The sequence below is a fragment of the Embleya sp. NPDC005971 genome, assembly GCF_040629175.1.
In the GTDB taxonomy this organism is placed as follows: domain Bacteria; phylum Actinomycetota; class Actinomycetes; order Streptomycetales; family Streptomycetaceae; genus Embleya.
In genome coordinates this window covers 1-24,568 of the sequence record NZ_JBEXUX010000107.1, presented here as the reverse complement: position 1 = coordinate 24,568, position 24,568 = coordinate 1, and the positions used below count along the sequence as shown (strand labels likewise).

The window sequence follows — 24,568 nt, the reverse complement described above, 5'->3', positions numbered from 1 at the left end:
CGCAACGGGCACAACGGCAACGGCGGGAGCTGGCCGGTCAAGGTCGGCCTCAACGAGCTCAACGCCTACTGGGACGGCTCGACCATCACGATCGGCCACAACCAGTCGAACCAGTGGATCGCGTCGATGGACGTGATCGGCCACGAATTCGGCCACGGCATCGACCAGAACACCCCCGGCGGCACCAGCACCGAAGCCGGACTCGGTGAAGGCACCGGCGACATCTTCGGCGCACTGACCGAGGCGTACACCAACGAGCCCTCGCCGTACGACGTCCCCGACTACACCGTCGGCGAGACCGTCAACCTGGTCGGCCAGGGCCCGATCCGCTACATGTACAAGCCGTCCACCAACGGCGACCCGGACTGCTACAGCTCGTCCATCCCCAGCACCGAGGTGCACAAGGCGGCCGGGCCGTTGAACCACTGGTTCTACCTGCTGGCCGAGGGCACCAATCCCGGCGGCGGCAAGCCCGCCAGCCCGACCTGCAACAACACCACCCTCACCGGGGTCGGCATCCAGCAGGCCGGCAAGATCTTCTACGGCGGCATGCTGCTCAAGACCAGCGGCATGACCTACAAGAAGTACCGCACGGTCACGCTGAACTCGGCCAAGACCCTCGACCCGACCTGCGCCCTGTTCGCCAAGACCAAGGCCGCCTGGGACGCGGTCAGCCTGCCGGCCCAGCCGAACGACCCGACCTGCACCTCGAATCCGGGCGACCCCGACTTCTCGCTCGCACTGAACCCGACCTCGGGCAACGTGGCGCTCGGCGGCGACGTCACCACCGCGGTGAACACCACGACCACCAGCGGGTCGGCGCAGTCGCTCACCCTGACCACCTCGACCCTGCCCAGCGGGGTGACCGCGGAGTTCACTCCGGGCACCATCCAGTCGGGTGCCAACTCGTCGCTGAAGTTCTCGGCGAGTTCGACGGCGACTCCGGGTACGTACACGGTGACGGTCACCGCGACCGGTACCGCCACCCATACCGCGCAATACACGCTGACCGTCGGCAGCGGCGGACCCGGGTGCAACGCGCCCGCGTGGAACGCGAATTCGGTCTACACCAACGGCAGTGTGGTCTCCTATCAAGGCCACACCTACCGCGCCAAGTGGTGGACCCAGGGCGAAGTCCCCGGAACCACCGGCCAATGGGGGGTGTGGGTGGACCTCGGCGCCTGCTGAGCCGACCCGCGGACAGTCGACTCCGGTAGCCGACCCGCCCGATCGTGCCGCCCGGTAGGCCCGTCGTTCGGCCTACCGGGCGGCACCGCGTCCGGATCCGGCTATTCGGCGACCTCGGTGTACCGGCCCTCCTCGGGGGTCTCCGCCCCGCTCCACGGCGTGCTCGGCTCGGACAGGTGAACCGCGACTCCGGCCGGTTCGAGGGCCGCGCGCAGGCGCGCGGCGGCGTCCGCGCCGAGGAAGTGGTGATGCACGGTCAGGCGTTCGAGATGGGTGAGCGGCCGGCCGGCGAGCAGCGCGTCCGCGCCGGTGTCGGAGAGCGTGCCCATGGACAGGTCGAGCGAGCGCAGCCGCGCGAGGACGGGGGAGGCGGCGACCGCCGCGGCGACCTCGTCCTGGATCGCGCTGTTCATCAGGCCGAGGTGCCGCAGCTCGGGATGCCGGGTGCCGTCCAGGAGGTCGGCCAGGTCGGCCGCGCTCGCGTCGCCTCCGTACATCGGCACCCCGAGCCACAGGTCGAGGTACTCGAGTGCGGGAAACTCGCACGCCGCGACGGCCCGGGGCACCCGCGCGGGCATGCCGCCGGTCTGCAGGACGAGCTTGCGCAGTCGCTCGTGCCGCGTCGGGCGCAGTGCGAATCCGGAAGCCGGCTGCTGATCCTGACCGAACCGGTAGCCCAGTTCCTCCAGGTGCGGAAAGGCGTCCAGGAGCGGCGTGATGTCCTCGGGTGGGATCCACGAGACTTCGTGCTCCTCGCCGATGATGTCGCCGACGAACAGGTGGCGTAGCGCCGGGAATCGGTCGGCGTGCTCGCACAACACCCGGATGATGGCGTTCTCGCCCTCCAGGATGTCGGTGGCCCAGTAGCCGATGACCAGCGCCCGTACCCGCGTGGTGTCGACCGTGTCGAGGAACAGCGCGAACACGTCCGCGAATTCGAGCTCGGCCTCGAAGTGGGTGGCGATCTTCCAGGCGACCGCTCCGGGCTCCGGCGCGGAGGCGACGAGTTCCGCGAGCTGCTCCTCGTCGTCCTTGTCGAAGCCGTCGATGTCGTCGACGGCCAGGAACTCGTGCACCGGGAGCCCGCCCAGTTCGCCGAGATGGTTCCACACACTCATGAGGGTCTGTTCCGTTTCCGATCGAACCTGCTGCCGGCCGAAGCCTACGAACCCCGGCCGACAGCACCCTGGGGCGGGGTGCGCACGGGAGTTCGAAGCGGGAGCTCGGTGGGACTTCAATGGAGACGTCCGACGCGCCGCTCGATCACGAGCCGACGTCGGCAGCCGGATCGACCCGGCCCATTCGAATTCCGCACCTACGTTCGAGTGTGGGTGCCCGGCGTTCGAGGCAGTGGGGTTGGGCGGCGATCGGCGCCGACGGTGTGAGGCGAGAGGCAGCGGGCATGAGCGACGACTTCGTTCTGGATGTGACCAGGATCCGGGAGCAGGCACGGCAGAAGATGGGCGAGGGCGCGGTCACCTCGACGTACGGACTGGACACCGGCCGGGTGATCGACGTGCTCAACGACGTGGTCGCCACCGAGATCGTGTGTTGGCTGCGCTATACCCGGCACGCCATCTCGGCCGCGGGCATCGACCGGGCCCAGGTGGCGGCGGAGTTCACCGAGCACGCCGCCGAGGAGATGCAGCACGGGCTCCGGGCCGCGGAGCGCATCTCCCAACTCGGCGGGGATCCGGACTTCGATCCGACCACGCTGCACGAACGCTCGCACACCGAGTACTCGACCGCCGCGGACACCGACCTGAAGGCCATGCTCGAACAGAACCTGCTCGCCGAACGCATCGTCATCTCCACCTACCAGGAGATCGCCCGCTGGCTCGGCGACCGCGATCCCACCACCCGACGCATGATCGAGTCGATCCTGGAGGAAGAGGAGGAACACGCCGACGACCTGCTGGACCTTCTCGGCACCTGATCGACACCGGCCCGAGCGGCCGACGTCTCGCGCCGCCCCGGGCCGATCGAGCCCCGACCACATCGAGCATCGACCGTGCGCACGGGTCCACCGGAGCGGACCCGTGCGCCCGCCCCCTCGACGAAACCCCATGGGGCACTCCCGGGCAATGCGCGACTGCGAGCCCGGTGCCGGGGCCGATTCGGCTCGACGCGGCGGCGACGACGGCGGCTTGCAGATCGGCTGTCCGGACGCGAAATTCCGTTCCGTGTGGGTCGGTTCATTGGCCGCCCGCGCGCCGTCGAAGCCGGTCTCGGTGTCGCGGTGGCCTTCCGCAGCCGAGTGAACCCACGCTCTCGCGACGCGACACGCCGGCGCGTGTGCGCTCACGCTTTCGATCGCGGGTCCACACTCGAAGGATGGACATCATCGGCGCACCGGCCATCGTCGTCGTACCCAACCGTGACGACGAGGTCGAGGTCGAGGTGGATCTGCACGACTGGCCGGTGGACGGCGACGTGTTGCCACACACCTGGAACGGGGTGATCCACCACGATCTGGGGCTGGAGGTCGGCGAGCAGCTCGCGCTGTTCCTGGTCGACGAGAACAGCGCGTTGGGGCACCCCTGCGTGGTCACGTCCAACGCCGACCACCGAACCCGGGTATGTGCACGCGAAGGGGGATGAGCGCGCTCGACCCGCCGCGAGGAACACGTACGAGGGCGCGATCTCGTCCGGATGCGGGTCTTGCCCCCACCAAATGCTGTCGTCGGGCCATCCTTGGCCGCTCCCCGGCGGAACGAGCCGGCCGACGCCGGTCGGGATGCCCGAAGCATTGCGGAACGCAGCGTTCCTATTGGGCATTTACCGTCGTCTTCGAGCGGGACGAGGACCGGATCCGAGGCCCTCGCCCGCAGCGGAAGGAGAACGACGATGATCCTGGTCACCGGAGCCACCGGACACTTCGGCCGACAGACCGTGGAGGCGCTGGCCGCGGCGAAGCTGCCGGTGCGGGCGCTGAGCCGCAAGCCGGAGAGCGCCGCACTGCCGGAGGAGGCCGAGGTGGTCCGCGGCGACTTCGCCGATCCCGCCACGTTGACCGCGGCGTTCGACGGCGTGACCGCGCTGTTCCTGGTGCTGCCGTACGGAACGGCCCCGGAGGCGTTGCTCGACGCCGCCGGCGCGGCGGGTGTGCGCCGGATCGTGTTCCTGTCGTCCGGCGCCGTCGTGGACGGGGCACCCGTACAGCCGAACGTGATCGCCGCCTACCACGCCCGGGTGGAGCAGGCGGTCGCCGCCACCGGGATCGCGCACACCTTCCTGCGGCTGATGTTCCCCGCGATCAACTCGCTCACCTTCGCGATGCAGTTGGCACAGGGCGACGTCGTGCGCGCTCCCTACGCGGCAGCGACCACCGCGCCGATCCACGAACGCGATGTCGCCGACGCCGCCGTCCGGGTCCTCACCACCGACGGACACGCCGGGTGCGCCTACCTGCTGACCGGGCCCGAGGCCCTCACCCAGGTCGAGCAGGTGCGCCTGCTCGGCGCGGCGCTGGGTCGACCGCTCGTCTTCGAGGAGCTCGACGCCGGACCGGTGCGCGAACAGTTGGCCGCCTTCATGGACGCCGACTTCGTGCACGCCCTGTTCGACCTGATGGCGGCGACCGTGGACACCCGGCCCGAGATCACCCCGGCGTTGACCCGACTCACCGGCGCCGCTCCGCGCGGCTACGCCCGGTGGGCCGCCGACCACGTCGCCGACTTCGCCTGACCCGCCGCCGCCAGGCCGCCCCACCTCGGACTCCGGGCCCAAGTGCCGGTGGGGCGGCGGCGCGGGCCCACCCCCGCAGCACCCTGTCCCCGTCCCGCCGGCCGGCCAACGGGCGGGTGGCAAGCCGCTCTTCCCGAAAATCGGTCGCACGATACGCCGTAGGCGTCGGCTGCCGCGATCTCGGCGACTGCGGGCAAACGTGTGTCGTCGTCGAGCAACCGTTTACGCGCCTGTCGGGTGCGCGTCGGGTCCGGGAACGGTTTGCGACCGCCGACGAGTCGTGACGGCCCGCCCGACGCGCGGTGAACCGAGGCTCCTCTCCCTGGCACGAAGCCGATGGGAGAGGAACCGCACCCCCGGGCGGGGCCGGCCCGGCGATCGCGCCGTGACCGCCGGGCCGGACGACTACCCCGCCTCCGGCGGCGGAGGTGCGTCCACCACCAGGGCGACGATGGTGTCGATGACGGCGCCCATGTCCACGGTGGGGTCGATCAGCCACTGGTACTGGATGCCGTCCGCGGCGGCGAGGGCCAGTCGGGCGATGGCGTCGACGTCGACCTCCGGTCGGACCCGGCCGCGCTGTTGCAGCTCGGCGAGGCCCTCGCGCAGGCCGGCCACGATGTCGGTGGAGCGGACCTCGAAGAAGTCGCGGGCCGGATGGCCGGGGAAGCCGGCCGCCGCGGCCATGCTCACGTAGAGGCGCACCAGGCCGGGGACGTCGCCGTTGTGGCGCAGCAGGTCGGCCATCCGGGTGAGCGGGTCGCCGTACGCGTCCAAGGCGATCTTCTCGCCGGCCACCCGGTCGCGTTCGCCGAGCACCCAGATCAGCAGACCCTCGCGTGACCCGAAGTAGTGCAGGACGCCGGCCTGGGACATGCCCATGCGGTCGGCGATCTCCTTGATCAGCGCGCCCTTTTCCCCGAGGGTCGCGAACACGTCCAGCGCCACTTCCAGGATCTGGTTGCGACGGGCCACGCCCTTCGCGTAACGGCCGCGTGGCGTACGGATGTTGTCCAACCGCGCCTGCCGCTCGGGTTCCACGGGTCCGGTCATGAAAGAAAACCTAGCCGAGTTCGGGTTTTTGCGTCCAGGCGCACCGTGGGGCTGCCACGCGAGGGCGGAACGCCTGCGGGCGGCTCGGCGAACCACGATCACCCTCGCCTAGGCGCCCGTCGCTCTGATGATCATCTTCCCGGTGTTGCCGCCGCGCAGCATCGACGTGAACGCCGCCACGATCCGTTCGAAGCCCACCACCACCGTCTCGTCCGACGTCAGCCTTCCGGCGAGCAGGTGCGGCACCGCGAAGTCGTACAACTCGTCCCGCAGGTCGCCGTGATCGCGGACCAGGAAGCCCTCCAGACGCAGGCTCTTCTCCACGAAGTCCGCGTGGTCGAAGCGCACCGGCGGGGCATCCCGCCGGTTGTACTGACTGATCGTGCCGACCCGGACGATCCGACCGCGCTCGCGCAGCGCCCCGACGGCGGCGGCCAGGTGGTCGCCGCCGACGTTGTCGACGAACACGTCGACGCCGTCCGGCGCGGCGCGCGCGAGCAGTTCGGCAACCGGACCGTCCCGGTAGTCGAAGGCCCGGTCGTAGCCGACCCGCTCGGTCAGATACCGCGCCTTGGCCGCCGATCCCGTGCTGCCCACCAGCAGCCGCGCACCCAACAGCCGAGCGAACCGGCCGACGGCGGTGCCGACGGCGCCCGCCGCGCCGGAGACGAACAGGTCGTCGCCCTCGCGCAGCGGAGCGATCCGGGTGAGGGCGACGTACGCGGTCAGCCCCGTACCGCCGAGCAGGCCCAGGTGCGCGGACAGCGGGACCCCCGGCAGGTCGGGAAGCGGTTGCACCTCGTCGGGACGAACCACCGCGTGCGTGCGCCAGCCCCGGCGATGGAAGACCATCGTGCCCTCGACCAGCGCCGGGTCGCGGGAGGCGACGACCCGGCCGAGCGTGCGCCCCTCCAGCGGGGCGTTCAGCGCGAACTCGGCGTCCATCATCTCGCGGTGGTAGGGGTCGACCGACCAGTACAGGTTCTCCACCAAGGCCGTCCCGCGTGCCGGCTCGGGCACGGGCGTTTCCACGAACCGGAAGTGCTCGCAGGCGGGGAACCCGTCGGGCCGGGCGATCTGGTGGACGGTGACGGCCTCGGTGCGCAGGGGCGAGTTCATGGGACGCGAACGTACGCAGGAATGCGCGGGCCCGGCAGCGGGTTGCGCTCATGACCGATCCGGATCCATGAGTCGCCCTCATGACGGCAGATGGGAGCCCTGATGACGGCCCGAGCCGATCTTTCGCCGCAGGAGTTGCGGATCCTCGTCGCGGCGACCGACACGGGCAGCTTCTCGGCCGCCGGCGTGGCGCTGGGCACCACCCAGTCGGGCGTCTCGCACGCGGTGCGCGAGATCGAACGCAAGGTGGGCGCCGTGTTGTTCGAGCGCGGCCGGACCGGGATCCGGCCCACCCCGGCGGGGACCGCGGCCGCGGCGCACGCACGACGTGTGTTGCGGATGCTGGACGTACTGGTCGCCGAGGCCCGCGGGGCGGGCGCCGGGCCGGACGAGGGACCCGCGGTCACCGGACCGCTGCGCATCGCCGCCTTCCGCAGCGCGGCCCTGCATCTGCTGCCGCCGGTGCTGGAACGCCTCACCGCCCGGCACCCGGATCTCGAACCCCGGGTGCGCATCGTCCGTGAGGTCGGCCCGGGCACGGCCGGGGAGGTGGCCGAGGGGCGGGCGGACGTGGGCATCGCGACCCTGGGGACCGGTACGCCGACGCCGCCGGGGCTGATCGCCGGCGTCCTGTCCGAGGAGCCCTACGCGTTGGTGCATCCGGCCGGGCATCCCGATCCGCGCTCACTGCCGCTGGTCGACTGGACCGAGAACTGTTCCTCCTACACACGCGAATGGTGGGCGACGCAGGACTGGATCCCCCCGGCCACCGTCGAGGCGCAGGACGACGGAGCCGTGCTCGCCATGGTGAGCAGCGGTTTCGGCATGGCGATCATGCCCGCGCTCTCCCTCACCGGGGCACCGCCCTCCGTACGGATCGCCGATCTCGGCCCGACCCGCCCGACCCGCTCCGTGGGCTACCTCACCACACCCGAACTCGCCGCGACCGCCGCCGTCCGGGCACTCGTCCGCGAACTCCGGCACACCCGCACCCCCGGTGTCCCGGCGAAGGCGCGCACCCGGGTTCGGGGCTGATCCCGCTCCCGCCGGGCAGTGTCGACGATCGCCGGAGGTGGGGGCGGGCCCTACCGGGCGCGCCGGCCCTACGTGCGCGCCGGCTCCTTGCGCGGGGCAACGAGTACGGGGCGGTCCGGCAGGGCGAGTTCGACCCGGGAGCCGACCGGCAGCGTGGCCGCCGTGTGCGAGGGCACGTCGACCTTGACCGTCGCGCCCGCGGCCGAGCGCACGCTCAGCCGGGTGACCGCGCCGAGGAAGGCCGCGCCGAGCACCTGGGCCGAGCCGTCCGCGGCCGCCGCCGTGACCTCGATCGATTCCGGGCGCAGCAGCGCGTCCACGTCGCCGTGCGCGGGCTCGCCGTCGATCGGCAGGTCGCGGCCGAGGACGTGCACCACCGCACCGTCGGCCCGCGCGGGGAGGCGGCTCATCACCCCCACGAACTCGGCGACGAACGCGGTCGCGGGACGGGCGTACAACTGCGCCGGTGGCGCGCACTGTTCGAGCCGGCCCGCGTTCATCACCGCGACCCGGTCGGCCAGCGAGAGCGCCTCCTCCTGGTCGTGCGTCACGAACAGGGTGGTGATGCCGAGTTCCTGTTGCAGTCGCCTGATCTCGTCCCGCAGGGTCAACCGCACTCGCGCGTCCAGTGCCGACAGCGGCTCGTCGAGCAGCAGGACGCGCGGACGCAGCGCGAGCGCCCGGGCCAGCGCGATCCGCTGCTGTTGGCCGCCGGAGAGCTGGTGCGGATACCGGTCGGCCTGGTCCGGCAGACCGACCAGGTCCAGGAGTTCACCGGCCCGAGCGCGTCGATCGGCGCGCCCCACGCCCCGCATCCGCAGGCCGAACGCGACGTTGTCCAGCGCGCTCAGGTGCGGGAACAGGCTGTACGACTGGAAGACCATGCCCGCGTCGCGGCGATGCGCGGGCACCCGGGTGATGTCCTCGCCGTCGACGAGCACCTCCCCCGCGTCCGGATGCTCGAAGCCCGCGACCACGCGCAGTGCGGTGGTCTTGCCGCAGCCGGACGGGCCGAGCAGGGCGACGAGTTCGCCCTGCCCGACCGTCAGGTCCAGCCCGGCCAGGGCCCGGACGTTGCCGAACGAGCGTTGCAGGCCCCGGAATTCGACCGTGGCGCCGGTCTGCGGCCCGGTGCGGGTCTTCGGCTGGTCGAACGTCATGGTCACGAGGTCTCCGGGAGGGTTTTCGTCCGGGCGCTGCGCGGCCGGCCGGCGGTGGCGAGGGCGAGCAGCAGTACCCAGGTGACGAGCAGGCCGATCACCGACACCGCGACCGACATCTCGGCCTGGGAACCGCCGATGCCGACGATCCACACCGCGAAGGGGCGGTAGCCCAGGATCGCGGCGACGGTGTACTCGCCGAGTACGAGCGCCAGGGTCAGGAACGCGGTGTTGAGCAACGCACCACGCAGGTTGGGCAGGACCACCTGGAGCACCGCGCGCGGCCAGTTCGCGCCGCACGCGCGCGCCGCCTCGACCAGCACCTCGAGGTCGATCGCGGCGAGCCCGCCGTCGAGCGTGCGGTAGGCCAGCGGCAGCGCCATCAGCGTGTACGCGAGCACCAGCACGATCGGGAAATCCGGGTCCTGGATGGCGATGAACGTGTCGTACAGCGGGGTGTCGGCCAGGTGGTCCGGACCCCAGCGCAACACCGTGCCGATGCCGGCGACCAGCGCGATGGCGGGTACCACCAACGGCAGCGAGCACACCACCTCGATCACCCAGCGCAGGCGCGGCGCGGTCAGCCGCACGGTGATCAGCGCGGGCACCAGCAGCAACAACACCGATACGACGGTGGCGGCGGCGAGTTCGAGGGTGAGCGTGAGGCTGTCCAGGAAGCCGTCGGCCCCCAGGATCCCGGTGTACGCGTCGAACGTGATGCCCCGGCCGGGTACGTCGATGCTGAAGACCACCGAACACACCATCGGCAGCAGGAAGTACGTGCCGGCGATCAGCAGGACCACGCCCCGCGACCAACGGATCCGGCCGCGCAGTGCGGCTAGTCGAGCCATCGGGCACTCCGACGCTGAAGGGGCAGGTGAACGGCGGTGACCAGACCGGCCACCACGACCATGTCCAGGCTGAGCGCGAGCGCCACGTTGCCCTGGTCGACCAGGACGTTGCCGGACAGCGCGTCGGCGATCTGCATCGTCACCAACGGCACCGAGCTGCCGACCATCGCGGCGGCCGTCGCGTAGGCCGCGAACGCCGAACCGAAGAGCAGGACGAAGCCGCCGAGCAGCGCGGGGGTCAGGATCGGCAGCGCGACGTGCACCCAGTAACGGAACGCGTTGGCCCCGTTGTTGCGGGCCGCCTCGCGCCACTGCCGGCGCAGTCCTTCGAGGGAGGGGGTCAGGATGAGCACCATGAGCGGGATCAGGAAGTAGAGGTAGACCACGGACAGTCCGGTGAAGCTGTAGAGGCTCCAGCCGTGCTCGGTCAGGTCGAGCCTGCCGGTCACCACCCCGGCATTGCCGAGCGTGGCCACGAACGCGAACGCCAGGGCGACCCCGCCGAAGTTGGCGAGCACGCCGGACGCGGTCAGCGCGGCCTCGCGGACGAAGCGGAAGCGCGAGGTGACCACGGTGTAGGCGATCGGCAGTGCGCACACGGTGGCGATCAGCGCGGTGACCGCGGACAACTTCACGCTGCCGATCAGCGCGGTCAGGTACGCGCCTTGCACGGACGCGGACAGGTTGGCGCCGGTGGCCTGCACCCCGTCGGGGGCGGTGGCCGGTGTGGTGAAGGCCCCGAAGACCATCGCGGCCGTCGGCACGCCGAAGACCACGGCGGCGAACAACAACAACGGCACTACACCGAGCCAGTGCGGGGCGCGGCGCCGCCGCCGGGGCCGGGCCGCGCTCCGCTCGCGCACGGCGAGCGGAGGCACGATCCGGACCTCGGCGGGGGCGCCGACGTCGGAGAGGTCGGTGCTCATCCGGCGACTGCCTGGCCCCAGCCACCGGTGAGGACCTTCTTGGCCTTGTCGACCTGGTCCGGGGTCGGGAAGACCGGGGCGCCGGCGCCGGGCACGGCGGGCAGCTTCGCGGCGAATCCGGCCTCCAGCGTGCCGGCCTCCTTCATCGCGCCCATCAGGGCCGGCCGGGCGTAGCCCTTGAGCCACAGGTTCTGGCCCTCGGCGCTGTACAGGAATTCCTGCCACAGGCGCGCGGCGGCCGGGTGCGGCGCCCACTTCACGATCGCCTGCGAGTAGTACTGCGCGTAGACGCCGTCGGTGGGGATGTTCACCTGCCAGTCGACGCCCTTGGACTTGAACTCGTCCGCGTAGCCCGCGTTGAGGTAGTCCCAGTCGATGCTGATCGGCGTCTCGCCCTTCTGCACGGTGGCGGGGGTCGACTCGACCGGGTTGTAGTTGCCGTTCTTCTTGAGCTTGCCGAAGAAGTCCAGGCCGGGCTGGATGTCGTCGAACGAGCCGCCGTTGGCCAGCGCCGCCGCGTACACGCCGCCGAACGCCGAGCCGGACTTGGTCGGGTTGCCGTTGAGCGCGACCTGGCCCTTGTACTGCGGCTTGAGCAGGTCGGCGAACGTCTTCGGGCACTCCTTGATCCGCGCGGCGTCGCAGCCGATCGAGATGTAGCCGCCGTAGTCGTTGAACCAGCGCCCCTGCGCGTCCTTCTGCGGCTCGGGGATCCGGTCGAACGCGGCGACCTTGTACGGCGCGAGCAGGTCCTGCTTCGCGGCGCTGAGCGCGAACGCGTTGCCCAGGTCCAGCACGTCGGGCGAACGGTCCTGGCCCTTGCGCTGGGTCACCGCGTTGATCTCGTCCTGGGACGTGCCGTCGGGGTTCTCCACCTCGACCTTGATGCCGTACTTCGCCTGGAAGGCGTCGATCAGCGCGCCGTAGTTGGCCCAGTCGCGGGGCAGCGCGATCGCGTTGAGCTTGCCCTCCTTCTTCGCCGCGGCCACCAGCGCCTCCATGCCGCCGAAGTCCTGGACGGAGGTGGCCGACGCCGCGTCCTTGGCCCCGCCGGGAGTGCCCGACGCGGCGGAGGTGCCGGCCCCGGACGTCTTGTCGGATGCCGAGCCGCAGGCGCTCAGGGTGAGCGCGGCCACGGCAAGGCCGGCGACCAGTCCGGTCGCACGAACGCGGAGCACTGTCACGGGGTTCTCCTGGAGCTTCGAATGGAGTGCCTGAGTTGGCTGTACAACTTGGTCCAGTACGCCCGACGTCGATGGCCGCAACATGAACACAGCCGCACGGGCGCGCGAGGTTCCCGGGAAATAGCCGTGCGCCCCGGCAGCCGCGCCGTGACCGGGTAGGGTCGCCACGGTCGGACGTCCCGGCAATGGAATTCGGGGGGTGGCGATGGGGGTTCAGGGCGAGGCGCGCTACCGACAGGTCGCGGCCGATCTGCGGGAGGCGATCACCACCGGCCGATACGGCTCCGGTGGTCGGCTGCCCGCCGAGGGCGATCTCGCGCAGCACTACGGCGTCTCGCGGGGCACGGTGCGCCAGGCGCTCGCGGTGCTGCGCGCGGACGGGATGGTCACGTCCCGGCGCGGCACCCGGCGGGTGGTGCTGGGGGCCGCCCGGACGCAGAGTTTCGCCGAGCTGCTGAGCTTCACCCGCTGGGCGCGCTCGATCGGCGAGGAGCCCGGCGGGCGCACGGTGGCGGTCGAACCGGTGCCGGGGGATCCGGGCGAGTGTGCCCAGTTGGGCCTGGCGCCGGGGTCGTCGGTCTACCGGGTGTTGCGGTTGCGGACGCTCTCCCGGGTGCCGGTGATGATCGAGCGCACCGTGTATCCCGAGCGGATCGGAGCCCTGGTGCAGGGATTTCCGATCGACGCGGTCTCGCACACCGAGCCGCTGGAGGAACTGGGCGTGTTGTTCACCGACGCCGACCACACGATCGACCAGTGGCCGGCCGACGCGGAGGACGCCCGGCTGCTGGGCTGCCCACCGGGCACGTCGCTGCTGCGCGAACGGCGCCGCACGACGGACCCGACGGGTGTGCCGGTGGAGTGGTCGCAGGACCGCTACCTGCCGGGCACCGTGGCCTTCACGGTGCACAACTCGGTGGCCACGACGGCACTGTCCCGACGACGGGGCTGACGGGTCGGCGGGGGCGGCTCGACCGGCCGGGCCGGGAGGGCCCGGCCGACCGGCTCACGGCAGCAGCAGCCGGGTCAACAACGCACAAAAGTGCGCGAAGTCCGGGACGATCGTGTCGGCGTCCTTCGCCGCCTCGTCCCAGCGCCGCACCCGTACCGCGTCGACCGCGTAGGGCCCGTCCGCGAACGCGCGCGCCTCGGCCTCGTCCATCGGGCCGCCCTGCACGCCGAGCGTGTACACGGACGCGGCCGACAGGCGCGCGGCGTAGCCCGGCTCGGTGGCACACAGGTAGCGCTTGGCCGCCACGTGCAGCCGGATCGGCTCGGTCACCTCGGGCCCGAACCGCCCAGCGAGCCGGTCCGCGCCGGTGTGGCTGTGCCGGTTGTCCTCGCCCGCCATCAGGTCGCGGCCGGTCAACGGACCGTGGAAGTGCCCGATGTCGTGCAGCAACGCGGCCGCGATCAGGTGCTCGGGGGCACCTTCGGCCTCGGCGAGCGCCCCGGCCTGCAACATGTGTTCGGCCATCGTGACGGCCTCCCCGAGGTACTCGCCCGCGCCCTGGTCGGCGAACAGGTGGGCCAGTTCGTCGAGGATGCTCGTGTCGATCTCCCGACGATCCGTCACGACGCGTCTCCGACCGTGCGGTCGAGGACGGCCAGCGTGCTCGCGAGGCCGTCCAGGTCGGCGTAGCAGCCCTGGAGGTGCCGCCGGCCCGCACCGTCGAACGCGGTGCGCGCGTGCAGGACCCGGGTGTTGTCGAACACCACACAATCGCCCGGATCCAGCCGTCGGGTCAGCATCAGCTCGGGGCGGCCCAGGATCTCGGCGAAGGCGCGGTAGGCCGCGTAGAACTCGGCGAGTTCGCCGGCCGGGAGCCGCAGGGTGCCCATCGAGCGGTTGTTGAAGCGCACTTCCCGAATCCGCCCCGCGTCGTCCGCACCGATGATCGGTCGGTGCGCACGGAGCCGGGTGTGCGCGTCGCGGAATTCGAACGGCACCGGCGTACACACCAACGCCCGGTAGGCGTCCGGCTGTTCGGCGCGCAGCAGCGCGGCGGCCCGGAAGCCGTCGACGAAACCGGAGTCACCACCGGCGGCCTCGTTGTGCAGGCAGTGCAGGAGTTGCAGCGTCGGTACCGGGTCGCGATAGGGATTGTCGGTGTGCGGGGTGATCCGTACCGAGGTGAAGGCGAGGTTGTTCGGCCGCTCCTCGACCCGCACGTCGAAGAGCCGGCCGTAGTTCGTCTCCCGCACGAAGCCGAACGTGCCCGCCACCGCGAGGACTTGCTCCTCGACGCACGGAACGCCGCGGAGCAGCGCGAGCCCGAAGCGTTGTACGGCGGTCAGCGCGGGCACCGGGTCGCGCGCGTAGTCGTTCCAGTCGAATTCGAACCGCGACGCGGGCAACTGCGCGGCGTTCCACAGCGACTTGGCGTCCTCGCTCCTGGGATCCGGCTCGGCGGGCGCCTCGAACCAGGTGCGCGCGTAGACGGAGCGGTGCCCGTCCGGTGCCCACACGATCTCCACGTCGGACCCGTGCTCGCGGACGTCGGCGGCGACCGGGTCGAGCGGGAGGTCGGTGATCTGGAACAACTTCTGCCCGGTTCGCGGGTCGCGACACAGCGGGCAGGGGCAGTTGTCCCGCAGCCACACGGCGGGCAGGCCGCCGATGTCCAGGGCGGTAGCCATGGGCGTCTCCTTGGTCTCAGAGAGTGCGCAAAGTTGTCTGTACAACTCGCTACCAGGGTTACCTTCGCAGGGCCGCGTGAGCACCCGGCCACGAACGCGTGACGCCGACGTGAACACCACCTCCGGAGGGCCTCAGTCGACCAGCTCCGGCGCGAAGTAGTCGCGCAGTCGGGCGATCCTCCCGTCCCGGACCCGGAAGATCTGCACCAGCGAGACCGCCGTGTCCTCGCCGTCCCCGTCGAACACGGTGTCGATCTCGGCGATGAACACGTCGGGGTCGGCCGTGGTGTGCAGTACGTATCCGGACTTCTCGAAGTTGGGCACCCGGTCGTTCCGCACCGGTTGCCGGTAGTACGCCGCCATCGCGGTCCGGATCTCCGCACGACCCACCGACCGCCGGGGGAAGCCGGCCCCGGCGGGCACCAGCGGCGCCTCCAGGACGCCGTCCTCGGTGAAGCACTCGGCGAGGGCATCGGCATCGCGGGACAGCGTCCCGGCGTGGATGTACCTCTGGAAAATCTCCTGCGGCGTTGCGGACACAGCGGGCCTCCGGGTATGTCGACGGGTGGTCGTGGTGGCGGTCGGTCGGGTGCCCGAGAGGTACCGCGTCGGGACACCCGTCACGCGGGCGGCGGTCCGGGCCGCGGTGGGCACAGGTAGAACAGCTCCGGGTCGCCCTCGTCGAGGCCGTGCACCAGGCCGACCGGACTCCAGCCGGCCCGTCGGAGCAGTCGTTGCATCGGCTGGTTGGAGACGTTGGTCGAGGTGAACAGTTTCGGGGTGGTGCACGAGGCCGCCACGGCGTCCAGCAGCCGATGGCCGACACCGCCGCCACGCGCGGTCGGGGCCACCATCAGCATCGTGACGAAACCCTGTTCGAAGAAGGTGTACTCGACCACGCAGTAGCCGAGCAGGCCGGACGCGTCCTCCGCCACGACCGCCACGCCCTGCCGGCACCACCGGCGGATGCTCGCCCGACGCTCGTCGTCGCCCTCGATCGCGATCGGGTCGATCCCGGCCAGCGCATCCGACTCCGACTCGTCCGCGCGGCGCACCGGGAACCCACAAGGCTTGACGACGTCCATCGGTCCATCCTGCCGGCTCGCCCAAGATGCCCGCCCGCGTCCCGCACCCGCCCACGCGGCGGGGTGTCGTGACGCGACCCGGGTGCCGTCGATGGGGCTCAGGCGGGTGCGGACCGCGGGTCGTCGCCACCAGGGCCGAGTTCGGTGTCCAGACGTGCGGGCCAATCGGCATCGGCGAGTTCCGCGTCGACGAGCAGGTCGCGCCAGTCCGCCTTCGCGAGTTCGACGGCCCGACGGAACCGACCGAGGTCGCCGTCGGCGAGCAGGACGATCGCGGCGCGGATGCGCTCGCTGCCCAACATCTCCCGATCATGGCCGGCGGCCTCCGGGAGCGCGTCGAGCATGCGCACGATCTCCGGCGCGGAACCCGGTGCGGGAAAGTCGCGTCGGATGCGCCGTTCGAGTCTTGTGCCGTCACCGGTCATGACACCACCTTCTACCAGACGGCATCGGCCGCGGGGACGCAACCGTCGCATCCGACTCGCGCGGTCGAGGCGCCGGGGCGGGCGCCTTGGCGAACTGCCCGCAAGAGCGGGCCGAGTTCGCTTTGTCCGGGGCGCCGGCACGGAGGGCGGACCTGCCCGCGCGTTCGGCGCGGGCAGGACCTATGCTCACGTCTTCGTGATCGACAATCGCCGTACCGTGCTCGCCGCTCTCGCGACCGCGGCCGTGATATCCGCCTCCGCCGTGGGCTGTTCGGCCGCCGCCGACGTCGCGGACGCCGCCCGTCCCGCCTCCGCCGCCCCCAGCGCCTCGGGGGCGGTCCCCTTCACCCTGCCGCCGCGCACCGGCGCCACACTGACCCGCGCCGAGGCCGCCCGTCGCTACCAGCAGATCGCGGCGCGCCGAAACCGGGCCGCCAACGCGCTCCTCGCGGGCATCCGCGACCACCGTCCGTGGACCGAACTGCGCGCCCTGGTCGCCAACCGACTCGCCGCCGAGGACGAGGAGTCCCGTCAACTCGCCGCGACCCCATGGCCGGCCGACGTGGCCCCACTCGCGGACGCGCTCGCCCGGGCGAACATGTCCCTGCGACCCGCGTGGCTCAAGATCATCGAGGCCAAGACCGTCGGCCAGTTCAGCCGTGCGATGGAGGCATTCGACGACGACACGGACAGCGACATCCCCTACCGCATCCGCGTCCTCCTCGGCCTGCCCACCGGCGACTCCCCGGAACAACCTGCGGCGTAGCCGCGAAGCCCCTCGGGCCGGGCCACCGCTCGGACGGACCGCGCTCGCGACCACGACTGTGGCTATGGCTGCGACTGCGTGAGCGTGCGTCGCAGCCACCGCAGGCGCGCGTCGCGGGCGTCCCGGCTCAGCGCGGCCCGTGGCGCGAGGGTGTCGAAGCCGTGGAACGCCCCGGGCCATACGTGCAGTTCGGCTCGACCGCCGGCCTGCCAGATCGCGTTGGCGTACGCCACGCCCTCGTCCCGGAAGGTCTCGGCCGACCCGACCTCGATATAGGCCGCCGGCAACTCGGCCAGGTCCCTCGCGCGAGCGGGCGCCGCGTAGGGCGGCAGATCCGCCGCGCCGTACCGGTCGCCCAGGGCCGCCCGCCACGCGGTGGTGTTGGAGGTGCGATCCCACGTGTCGACGCCGGCCAACTGCCGTCCGGAGAAGGTGTCGTCGCGGTCGTCGAGCATCGGACACAGCAGCAGTTGCCCGATCGGTGTGGGCCCGCCGCGGTCGCGGGTGAGCAGGGCGAGGGCCGCGGCGAGTCCGCCGCCGGCGCTCTTGCCGCCGACGATGATCCGGTCCGCGTCGATGCCCAGTGCGTCCGCGTCCGCGACCATCCGGAGCAATCCGGCGTAACAGCCCTCCAGCGGTTCGGGATACCGCGCGTCGGGCGCCAACGGATACTCGACGGAGACCACCGCCAACTCCAGCGGGAGCGCCCATTCACGCAGCACCTGCGGAAGCACGGACCACGCGTTGCCCATCACCATCCCGCCGCCGTGCAGGTAGTACAGCAGCGGCAGCGGCCCGGTCACCCCGGCGGGGCGGGCGCACACGAGCGTGACGTCCCGCCCGCCCGACGCTCCCGGCACCCGCGATTCGTCCACCTCGAAACGACCGTCGGCCCGCAGCTCCGCAAGGGTCGGCCTGGGCCGCGTCTCGGCATCCCGGGCCTGCCGGTGCGCCAGGTTCGCCGGGGTGAGCGGCTCCCGCGCGCCCTCCCCCAAGGCGGCCAGAAACGCGCCCAGTTCGGGATCGAATGGGGGCACACGCCGAGCCCTCGAAGCTCGCCCAAGGTCCATGCGAAGCAGTCAACCACCTCCTCGCCGCGGCCCGTCGCGGAACGGCGGGGTCGGTCGGGTGGTCGACCGGCCACATTGTGCCGCACGCCGCACGATCGGATCATCGGAAAACAACGAAAGGCGAACACGTTTGGTATCCGCGCAAATTCGCAGCGCGACACGCCCTCTTCCGCGTGCCGAACCGACGACGACGGACCAGACTGGCAGCCATGAAGGATCACGAGGGATCGGCGACCGTGGTCCTGCCGGGCGGCCGGCGGATCGGCGTGCACGCGATCGTGGACGCGGACGAGGAACGCCTGTACGACCCGGGCCCGGACACGACACCGATCGGCTGGACGGCGACGCTGAGCCCGAAGAGCCCGACGGCCCACTCCGACCTGCACGAAATCTACCTGGCCGGCCAGGGGAAGTTGTGTCTCCCGAGCGGCACACACGGCCGATTCCTGGTGGTCGGCATCCGCATCGGGGCCGGACGCCCCGACCGCGTCGACATCCAGGGCACCGGCGACCCCACGAGCGAGTGACGTGCGCGCCGGCGGCCACCGCCGGCGGGCGTCATGACGCGGCGGCCCGCACCCGGTCCGCGAGACCCCGGTCCAGCGCCACTCGCACCAGCGCCGCCGCGAAACGCGGCAGGTCGTCCTCCTCGACCAGCGCGGCCAGGGCCTCGGACGATGTCGGCAGGCCGACCCGATCCGCGCCGTCGAGCGCCTTCCGGTCCAGGACCGGCCGCAGGAACGGCCAGATCCCCTGGGCCTCGCGGCAGAAGATGCGGGCACCGGACGGACCGATGCCGGGGAAGGCCCGGAGCAGCTCCTCGACGCGCTCGCGCCGCCCGTCCGCGTCGCCGGCGAGTCGGCGCAGGTCGCCCCGGTAGCGCTCGCGAACGAGGTCGGCGCACGCACCGAGCCGGGTCGCGGTGCCCTCGTCGTAGCGTACGTAGTGGGCCCGCCCGAGCGCGTCCACCCGCTGCTGCCAGGTCAGTTCGGTCATGCCCGCCGGGGTCCCGCCGCCCGCGTCGAACAGTTCGCGCGCGGCGTGTACGGCGATCGACGCCTTGATCCGGGTGGCCGTCAGGTTGCTCAGCACCGACAACTGCCACAGCGGCGCGGGCCTATCCGCGACGCGGATGCCGGCTTCCTCGGCGTACGTGGTGCCCGCCTCGGACAGCAGCGCCGCCACCCGTCCGTCCCGGGTGCGGGTGGTCCTCATGATGTGCCTCCCACCTCGGGCTACCCCACCGCACCCGATCGAATCGCCCACGTCCATCGGCGATGGGCACGAGCAGCAGGGCCCGGGGCCCATCACGGTCGGTGACAGGTCGATGGTGGGCCGGGCGTCCGAGGCGACACGGGCGGCTACGCGCCGATCACCTCCCGCAGTCCTGACGATCTCCGGACTTCGCGGGCGGAATCGAGCCGACACCGACCGGCCCCGACCCCTGGACCTACCCGGCCCGCGGCCGCAACGGCGTTGACAGAAAGGCGAGTTCGGACGCACTGCACGAAGGCGCGGTCGTTGTCGCAGTCAAGATTATGAGCATGCTCACAATCACCACCGCCATCGCCGACGATTCTTGCTCTCTGCGATGGTCACGACACGTTATCGCCGCGTTGCCCAATAGTGACACCCTGCTTCATGCGCAGAAACTCTCGCCATTCGTCACTTTCGGCGAAGAAACTCCTGCTCAGTGGCATCGATTTCGAAGATTCTCCGGCCCGATGACCGACGGCGTCGAGTGTGTGTCGACACGGGGTTTGGCGATCGGCTGCCGAGGAACGTGCGCGCGCGCACCCGAAGGTTATGGAGAGCGGCTCGCGTGGGGAAGGTCCACCCTTCCGGTCCGCCACGAGCACGTCGGTAGGTTCGATCGGCATGTCCGCCGAAACGAAATCTTTCGCCGAAACGGAATCCGCCCGTCCCGTCGTCTCGATGGGCCCACCCGAGCTGCGCGATGGCGCGGCGCTGTGGCACCTGGCCCGCGAGAGCGCGGCGCTGGATCTCAACTCCTCGTACAGCTACCTGCTCTGGTGCCGGGATTTCGCGGCGACCTCGATCGTCGCCCGTGACCAGGACGCGCGCGTCCTGGGCTTCGTGACCGGCTACGTCCGGCCCGGGCTGCCGGACACCCTGATGGTGTGGCAGGTCGCGGTGGCCGAAACCGCCCGGGGACGGGGGCTGGCCACGCGGATGCTGACCGCGTTGATGGAGCGCCGCCTCCCGCATGGGCAAACCCGCATGGAGACCACGATCACCCTGGACAACGCGGCGTCGATCGCGCTGTTCACCGCGCTCGGCCGCGAACACGGGGCGCATGTGAGTCGTACCGAACTCTTTCGCGCGGCCCTGTTCCCGGACGGGCACGCCGACGAAGTCCTGTTCCGGATAGGCCCGTTCGCCGCAGCCGCCTGAGCCCGACGGCCCCGAACCGAACCGGAGGGGGCGGCGCCGTCGAACGTGGCTCGCCGCTGCCCTCGATCATCCGATCCCTGGAGAAGCATGACTGTTTTCGAAACTCTCGAGTCCGAGGTCCGCAGCTACTGCCGAAGCTGGCCCACCGTGTTCACCCACGCACGCGGCAGCCGGATGTACGACGAGGACGGGCGTACCTACCTGGACTTCTTCGCCGGAGCGGGTGCGTTGAACTACGGCCACAATCACCCGCTGCTCAAGCGCGCGTTGCTCGACTACCTGGAAAGCGACGGGGTCACGCACAGCCTGGACATGTCCACGGCGGCCAAACGCACGTTCCTGGAGCGCTTCGAGGAGGTGGTGCTCGAACCGCGCGGCCTGGACTACAAGGTGCAGTTCCCCGGCCCCACCGGTGCCAACACCGTGGAGGCCGCGCTCAAGCTGGCCCGCAAGGTGACCGGGCGCGAGGCGGTGATCGGGTTCACCAACGCGTTCCACGGCATGACCCTGGGCGCGCTCGCGGTCACCGGCAACGCGAAGAAGCGCGCCGGCGCGGGTATTCCGTTGGTGCACGCCACGCCGATGCCGTATGACAACTACTTCGACGGGCAGTTGCCCGACTTCATCTGGTTGGAACGTCTGCTCACCGACGGCGGCAGCGGCCTGAACCTGCCCGCCGCGGTGATCGTGGAGACCGTACAGGGCGAGGGCGGCGTCAATGTCGCCCGGTTCGAGTGGCTGCGCGCACTGGCCGACCTGTGTCGGCGACACGAGATCCTGTTGATCGTCGACGACGTGCAGATGGGCTGCGGTCGTACCGGTCCGTTCTTCAGCTTCGAGCCGGCCGGCATCACCCCGGACATCGTGTGCCTGTCGAAGTCGATCGGCGGCTACGGGCTGCCGATGGCGCTCACCCTCTTCCGCCGCGACCTGGACGTCTGGGAGCCCGGCGAGCACAACGGCACCTTCCGCGGCAACAACCCGGCCTTCGTCACCGCCACCGCCGCGCTGGAGCTGTGGGCGGACGGGTCGCTGGAAAAGCAGACCACGCTCAAGGGCGAACTGATCGAGCGTCACCTGGCCGAGATGGTCACCGAACACGCCGCGCTCGGCGCCTCCCGGCGTGGCCGCGGCCTGATCCAGGGTCTGACCTTCGCCGACAACTCCCTGGCCGAAGCGGTGTGTGCGCGGGCCTTCGAGGGCGGCCTGCTGGTCGAGACCTCCGGTTTCGAGTCGGAGGTGGTCAAGCTGATGCCGGCGCTGACCACGACCGAGGACGAACTCGACGAGGGCATGGGCATCCTGGCGGACGCCGTGCGTGCCGTCCGCGCCGCCGCCTGAACTCCCGGACGCCACCGACCACAACGGAAGGACCACCACGATGATCGTTCGCACCCTGGACGAACTCGACGGCACCGACCGCGACATCGTCGCCGACACCTGGCGCAGTCGCCGCATCGTCCTGGCCCGGGAGGGCGTCGGCTTCTCCCTGCACGAGACGGTCATGTACGCGGGTACCGAGACCTCGATGTGGTACGCCAATCACATCGAGGCGGTCTTCTGCACCTACGGTGAGGGCGAACTCACCGACGAGGAGACCGGCCGGACGTACACGATCACGCCGGGCACGACCTATCTGCTCGACGGTCACGAGCGGCACACGATGCGGCCGAAGACCGACATCCGCATGGTGTGCGTGTTCAACCCACCGTGCACCGGGCGGGAGACCCACGACGAAAACGGGGTGTACCCGCTGCTGCACGAGGAGGCGGGCGCATGACGGTCCCCTCGATCGATCGCGGTACGGCGGACGGCGGTGCGGCCAACCGCCGTTCGGTGGACGCCTATCCCACCCGCCACCTCTCCGGCGTGCTGCACGTGGAACGCCGCGATCCGGTGGTGTGGGCCGACGCGTCCGAGGGACCGATGGCGCCGGACGAACTCCGCGACTACCGGCGGGACGGCTTCGTCACCGTCGACCCCTTGCTCGAAGCCGGCGAAGTCGCGTTGCTGCGCGCCGAGTTGGCCCGGTTGTGCGACGACCCCGCGGTCCGCGCGGACGAGCGCACGATCATCGAACCCGATTCCGAGGCGGTGCGGTCGATCTTCGAGATCCACCGGATCAGCCCGCTGCTGCGCGAACTCGTCGCCGATCCACGGCTGGTCGGCCGGGCCCGCCAGATCCTCGGCTCGGACGTGTACATCCACCAGAGCCGCGCGAACCTGAAGCCCGGCTTCGACGGCTCCGGCTTCTACTGGCACTCCGACTTCGAGACCTGGCACGCCGAGGACGGCATGCCCGCGATGCGGGCGGTGAGCATCTCGATCGCGCTGACCGAGAACCACGTGCACAACGGCGCGTTGATGATCATGCCGGGTTCGCATCACACGTTCGTCGCGTGTCCGGGCGAAACCCCGCACGGCCACTATCGAACCTCGCTGCGCCGCCAGGAGATCGGCACGCCCGACCCCGACTCGCTGACCGAACTCGCGGACCGACACGGCATCGCGGTGCTCACCGGGCCGGCCGGTTCGGCGACCGTGTTCGACAGCAACTGCATGCACGGATCCGCGGAGAACATCACGCCGTATCCGCGCAGCAACCTGTTCATCGTCTACAACAGCGTGCACAACGCCCTGACCGACCCATACGCGGCCCCGGAGCCCCGCCCCGACTTCATCGCCGCCCGGGGTCGTTGACCCGGTGGTGAGCGCATGGTCACACGCCGAGTGACCATGCGCTCACCACGGCGCCGTCCGGCCACCTCCCGACGCCGACCACGGGGGCAAACCGCCCGCGCGGCTCCTCCACCACACTCGAACATGCGTTCGCCTCGATGGAGCATCGTGGCGCAATGTCGGATTGTCTCCAGGGTTCGCTCTTCGACCAAAACGATGTCGTCCGAATCGGCGCACCGCAAGGCGTGCGCCGCACCATGCTCGGAAACGGCGCCTGGATCGACGAACCGGCGGGATGGGTTGCCGGCGCGGACACGTTGTTCGCCGCGCCGGCCGAGACGGTCCCCTGGCGGGCCGAGCGTCGGCGGATGTACGAGCGCGTCGTCGACGTTCCCCGCCTGCTCGCCCACTACGGGCCCGCCGACGACCTGCCGCACCGCTCCCTGTCCGACGCACGCGATCGGCTCTCCGAGCACCACGCGGCGGAACTCGGCGAACCCTTCGTCAGTGCGGGTCCGTGCCTCTACCGCGACGGCCACGACAGTGTCGCCTGGCACCGCGACCGCAACGGTCGGGGAGCCCGCGAGAACACCATGGTCGCGATCGTCTCGGTCGGCACCCCGCGCGATCTCCTGCTCCGCCCACGTGGTGGGGGCGCGGCCGTGCTGCGGCGCCCGCTCGGCCATGGCGACCTGATCGTGATGGGCGGTTCCTGCCAACGCACCTGGGAACACGCGATTCCCAAGACCGCCAGGGCCACCGGACCACGGATCAGCATCCAGTTCCGCCCGCACGGTGTCGGCTGAGCGGCCACCGCCATCCGCACGCACCCGACGGGTCAAGTCCGAAAACCGAAGAGTGCCGCGCGAGCCGACGGCGGAGTCTTTCCGGAAAAGGCCGCGCAAAACAGGGGCCTTTCCGTGAATGGGCGCGCCCGGCCGGGGCAGACGTGGGGCGGAGGTAAAAACAATGATTCCCCTTTTGGTCGTCCTGCTTCTCGCCCTGATCCTCTTCGGCGCCGGTTTCGCGCTCAAGGCACTGTGGTGGATCGCCGTCATCGTCCTGGTCCTGTGGGCCCTGGGCTTCGTCTTCCGCTCCGCCGGCACCGGTGGCAGGCGGGGCCGCTGGTACCGCTGGTGACTTTCCGGCAGGCACCGTCCCCGTGCCTGACGAGCAGCACCGCGACACCACGCATTCAAGGGCGGGGTGTGGTCCGCATCGAATTCATCGATGCTCGGGCCGACAGTTCGAGTGCGCGTGCCTCCAGTGTGGTGGTACCGCCGTG

The 24,568-nt window shown here is 71.0% G+C and carries 28 protein-coding genes; 14 read left to right on the top strand and 14 right to left on the bottom strand.

Annotated elements, in window-relative coordinates; genetic code table 11:
- A partial coding sequence (locus tag ABZ374_RS45560) for a M4 family metallopeptidase (protein WP_360324005.1) occupies positions 1–1,188 on the top strand: 1,188 nt, incomplete at its 5' end.
- A 101-nt stretch (positions 1,189–1,289) separates the two neighbouring features.
- Here the strand turns inward: ABZ374_RS45560 and ABZ374_RS45555 are convergent.
- Entirely contained in the window at positions 1,290–2,306 is a 1,017-nt protein-coding gene (locus tag ABZ374_RS45555; RefSeq protein WP_360324003.1) for an STM4015 family protein, read from the bottom strand.
- A gap of 284 nt (positions 2,307–2,590) precedes the next feature.
- Between ABZ374_RS45555 and ABZ374_RS45550 the strand changes: the two genes are divergently transcribed.
- The 3 genes from ABZ374_RS45550 (at position 2,591) to ABZ374_RS45540 (ending at position 4,875) form a co-directional block, all read left to right on the top strand.
- Positions 2,591–3,124 (top strand): ferritin-like domain-containing protein, encoded by a 534-nt coding sequence (locus ABZ374_RS45550; RefSeq protein ID WP_360324001.1) that lies wholly within the window; start codon positions 2,591–2,593, stop codon positions 3,122–3,124.
- 398 nt (positions 3,125–3,522) lie between these two features.
- The gene (locus tag ABZ374_RS45545) at positions 3,523–3,789 is read left to right on the top strand and encodes a hypothetical protein (RefSeq protein WP_360323999.1); all 267 of its coding nucleotides are present in this window, start codon (positions 3,523–3,525) and stop codon (positions 3,787–3,789) included.
- Between the two features lie 246 nt (positions 3,790–4,035).
- A complete protein-coding gene (locus tag ABZ374_RS45540) occupies positions 4,036–4,875 on the top strand; it encodes an NAD(P)H-binding protein (RefSeq protein WP_360323997.1) in 840 nt (279 codons plus the stop codon).
- Positions 4,876–5,280: 405 nt separating this feature from the next.
- On the opposite strand, the gene ABZ374_RS45535 is transcribed toward ABZ374_RS45540, so the two are convergent.
- Entirely contained in the window at positions 5,281–5,928 is a 648-nt protein-coding gene (locus tag ABZ374_RS45535; RefSeq protein WP_360323995.1) for a TetR/AcrR family transcriptional regulator, read from the bottom strand.
- Between the two features lie 108 nt (positions 5,929–6,036).
- Positions 6,037–7,047: an NADP-dependent oxidoreductase gene (locus tag ABZ374_RS45530; protein ID WP_360323993.1), complete on the bottom strand. Its 1,011-nt coding sequence runs from the start codon at positions 7,045–7,047 to the stop codon at positions 6,037–6,039.
- A 102-nt stretch (positions 7,048–7,149) separates the two neighbouring features.
- On the opposite strand from ABZ374_RS45530, the gene ABZ374_RS45525 reads away from it, so the two are divergent.
- A complete protein-coding gene (locus ABZ374_RS45525) occupies positions 7,150–8,082 on the top strand; it encodes a LysR family transcriptional regulator (RefSeq protein ID WP_360323991.1) in 933 nt (310 codons plus the stop codon).
- A 68-nt stretch (positions 8,083–8,150) separates the two neighbouring features.
- On the opposite strand, the gene ABZ374_RS45520 is transcribed toward ABZ374_RS45525, so the two are convergent.
- The 4 genes from ABZ374_RS45520 to ABZ374_RS45505 are packed head-to-tail and all read right to left on the bottom strand — an operon-like array spanning position 8,151 to position 12,197.
- Positions 8,151–9,242, bottom strand: a complete 1,092-nt coding sequence (locus ABZ374_RS45520) for an ABC transporter ATP-binding protein (protein WP_360324009.1) — start codon at positions 9,240–9,242, stop codon at positions 8,151–8,153.
- 2 nt (positions 9,243–9,244) lie between these two features.
- Positions 9,245–10,093: an ABC transporter permease subunit gene (locus tag ABZ374_RS45515; RefSeq protein ID WP_360323989.1), complete on the bottom strand. Its 849-nt coding sequence runs from the start codon at positions 10,091–10,093 to the stop codon at positions 9,245–9,247.
- Positions 10,081–11,019: an ABC transporter permease gene (locus ABZ374_RS45510; RefSeq protein ID WP_360323987.1), complete on the bottom strand. Its 939-nt coding sequence runs from the start codon at positions 11,017–11,019 to the stop codon at positions 10,081–10,083. The genes ABZ374_RS45515 and ABZ374_RS45510 overlap by 13 nt, the downstream gene beginning before the upstream one ends.
- Entirely contained in the window at positions 11,016–12,197 is a 1,182-nt protein-coding gene (locus ABZ374_RS45505) for an extracellular solute-binding protein (protein WP_360324007.1), read from the bottom strand. The genes ABZ374_RS45510 and ABZ374_RS45505 overlap by 4 nt, the downstream gene beginning before the upstream one ends.
- 211 nt (positions 12,198–12,408) lie before the next feature.
- On the opposite strand from ABZ374_RS45505, the gene ABZ374_RS45500 reads away from it, so the two are divergent.
- A complete protein-coding gene (locus ABZ374_RS45500) occupies positions 12,409–13,155 on the top strand; it encodes a GntR family transcriptional regulator (protein WP_360323985.1) in 747 nt (248 codons plus the stop codon).
- A 54-nt stretch (positions 13,156–13,209) separates the two neighbouring features.
- Here the strand turns inward: ABZ374_RS45500 and ABZ374_RS45495 are convergent, their stop codons facing one another.
- The 5 genes from ABZ374_RS45495 to ABZ374_RS45475 form a co-directional block, all read right to left on the bottom strand.
- On the bottom strand, positions 13,210–13,779 hold the full coding sequence (locus ABZ374_RS45495; protein ID WP_360323983.1) for a phosphonate degradation HD-domain oxygenase: 570 nt from the start codon (positions 13,777–13,779) through the stop codon (positions 13,210–13,212).
- Positions 13,776–14,843 carry a TauD/TfdA family dioxygenase gene (locus tag ABZ374_RS45490; RefSeq protein WP_360323981.1) on the bottom strand — a complete coding sequence of 356 codons (1,068 nt, stop codon included), beginning with the start codon at positions 14,841–14,843 and terminating at the stop codon, positions 13,776–13,778. Before ABZ374_RS45490 ends, ABZ374_RS45495 begins: the two co-directional genes overlap by 4 nt.
- 132 nt (positions 14,844–14,975) lie before the next feature.
- Complete coding sequence (locus tag ABZ374_RS45485; protein ID WP_360323979.1) at positions 14,976–15,383, bottom strand: nuclear transport factor 2 family protein; 408 nt, start codon at positions 15,381–15,383, stop codon at positions 14,976–14,978.
- An 80-nt stretch (positions 15,384–15,463) separates the two neighbouring features.
- Positions 15,464–15,928 (bottom strand): GNAT family N-acetyltransferase, encoded by a 465-nt coding sequence (locus tag ABZ374_RS45480; RefSeq protein ID WP_360323977.1) that lies wholly within the window; start codon positions 15,926–15,928, stop codon positions 15,464–15,466.
- A 98-nt stretch (positions 15,929–16,026) separates the two neighbouring features.
- On the bottom strand, positions 16,027–16,353 hold the full coding sequence (locus ABZ374_RS45475; protein ID WP_360323975.1) for a hypothetical protein: 327 nt from the start codon (positions 16,351–16,353) through the stop codon (positions 16,027–16,029).
- Positions 16,354–16,549: 196 nt separating this feature from the next.
- On the opposite strand from ABZ374_RS45475, the gene ABZ374_RS45470 reads away from it, so the two are divergent.
- Positions 16,550–17,119 carry a hypothetical protein gene (locus ABZ374_RS45470; RefSeq protein ID WP_360323973.1) on the top strand — a complete coding sequence of 190 codons (570 nt, stop codon included), beginning with the start codon at positions 16,550–16,552 and terminating at the stop codon, positions 17,117–17,119.
- Positions 17,120–17,181: 62 nt separating this feature from the next.
- Here the strand turns inward: ABZ374_RS45470 and ABZ374_RS45465 are convergent, their stop codons facing one another.
- Positions 17,182–18,156 (bottom strand): alpha/beta hydrolase, encoded by a 975-nt coding sequence (locus ABZ374_RS45465; RefSeq protein WP_360323971.1) that lies wholly within the window; start codon positions 18,154–18,156, stop codon positions 17,182–17,184.
- A 242-nt stretch (positions 18,157–18,398) separates the two neighbouring features.
- On the opposite strand from ABZ374_RS45465, the gene ABZ374_RS45460 reads away from it, so the two are divergent.
- On the top strand, positions 18,399–18,716 hold the full coding sequence (locus tag ABZ374_RS45460; protein ID WP_360323969.1) for a hypothetical protein: 318 nt from the start codon (positions 18,399–18,401) through the stop codon (positions 18,714–18,716).
- Between the two features lie 31 nt (positions 18,717–18,747).
- Here the strand turns inward: ABZ374_RS45460 and ABZ374_RS45455 are convergent, their stop codons facing one another.
- Positions 18,748–19,404 carry an endonuclease gene (locus ABZ374_RS45455; protein ID WP_360323967.1) on the bottom strand — a complete coding sequence of 219 codons (657 nt, stop codon included), beginning with the start codon at positions 19,402–19,404 and terminating at the stop codon, positions 18,748–18,750.
- A 720-nt stretch (positions 19,405–20,124) separates the two neighbouring features.
- Between ABZ374_RS45455 and ectA the strand changes: the two genes are divergently transcribed.
- From ectA to ABZ374_RS45425, 6 genes are all read left to right on the top strand, one after another.
- Complete coding sequence (gene ectA, locus ABZ374_RS45450) at positions 20,125–20,604, top strand: diaminobutyrate acetyltransferase (protein WP_360323965.1); 480 nt, start codon at positions 20,125–20,127, stop codon at positions 20,602–20,604.
- A gap of 87 nt (positions 20,605–20,691) precedes the next feature.
- Positions 20,692–21,945 carry a diaminobutyrate--2-oxoglutarate transaminase gene (gene ectB / locus ABZ374_RS45445; RefSeq protein ID WP_360323963.1) on the top strand — a complete coding sequence of 418 codons (1,254 nt, stop codon included), beginning with the start codon at positions 20,692–20,694 and terminating at the stop codon, positions 21,943–21,945.
- Between the two features lie 40 nt (positions 21,946–21,985).
- The gene (locus tag ABZ374_RS45440) at positions 21,986–22,384 is read left to right on the top strand and encodes an ectoine synthase (protein WP_360323961.1); all 399 of its coding nucleotides are present in this window, start codon (positions 21,986–21,988) and stop codon (positions 22,382–22,384) included.
- On the top strand, positions 22,381–23,304 hold the full coding sequence (thpD, locus tag ABZ374_RS45435; protein WP_360323959.1) for an ectoine hydroxylase: 924 nt from the start codon (positions 22,381–22,383) through the stop codon (positions 23,302–23,304). Before ABZ374_RS45440 ends, thpD begins: the two co-directional genes overlap by 4 nt.
- Before the next feature lie 155 nt (positions 23,305–23,459).
- A complete protein-coding gene (locus tag ABZ374_RS45430; protein WP_360323957.1) occupies positions 23,460–24,089 on the top strand; it encodes an alpha-ketoglutarate-dependent dioxygenase AlkB in 630 nt (209 codons plus the stop codon).
- Between the two features lie 163 nt (positions 24,090–24,252).
- On the top strand, positions 24,253–24,423 hold the full coding sequence (locus ABZ374_RS45425; RefSeq protein WP_360323955.1) for a DUF5670 family protein: 171 nt from the start codon (positions 24,253–24,255) through the stop codon (positions 24,421–24,423).
- Positions 24,424–24,568 lie beyond the last annotated feature (145 nt).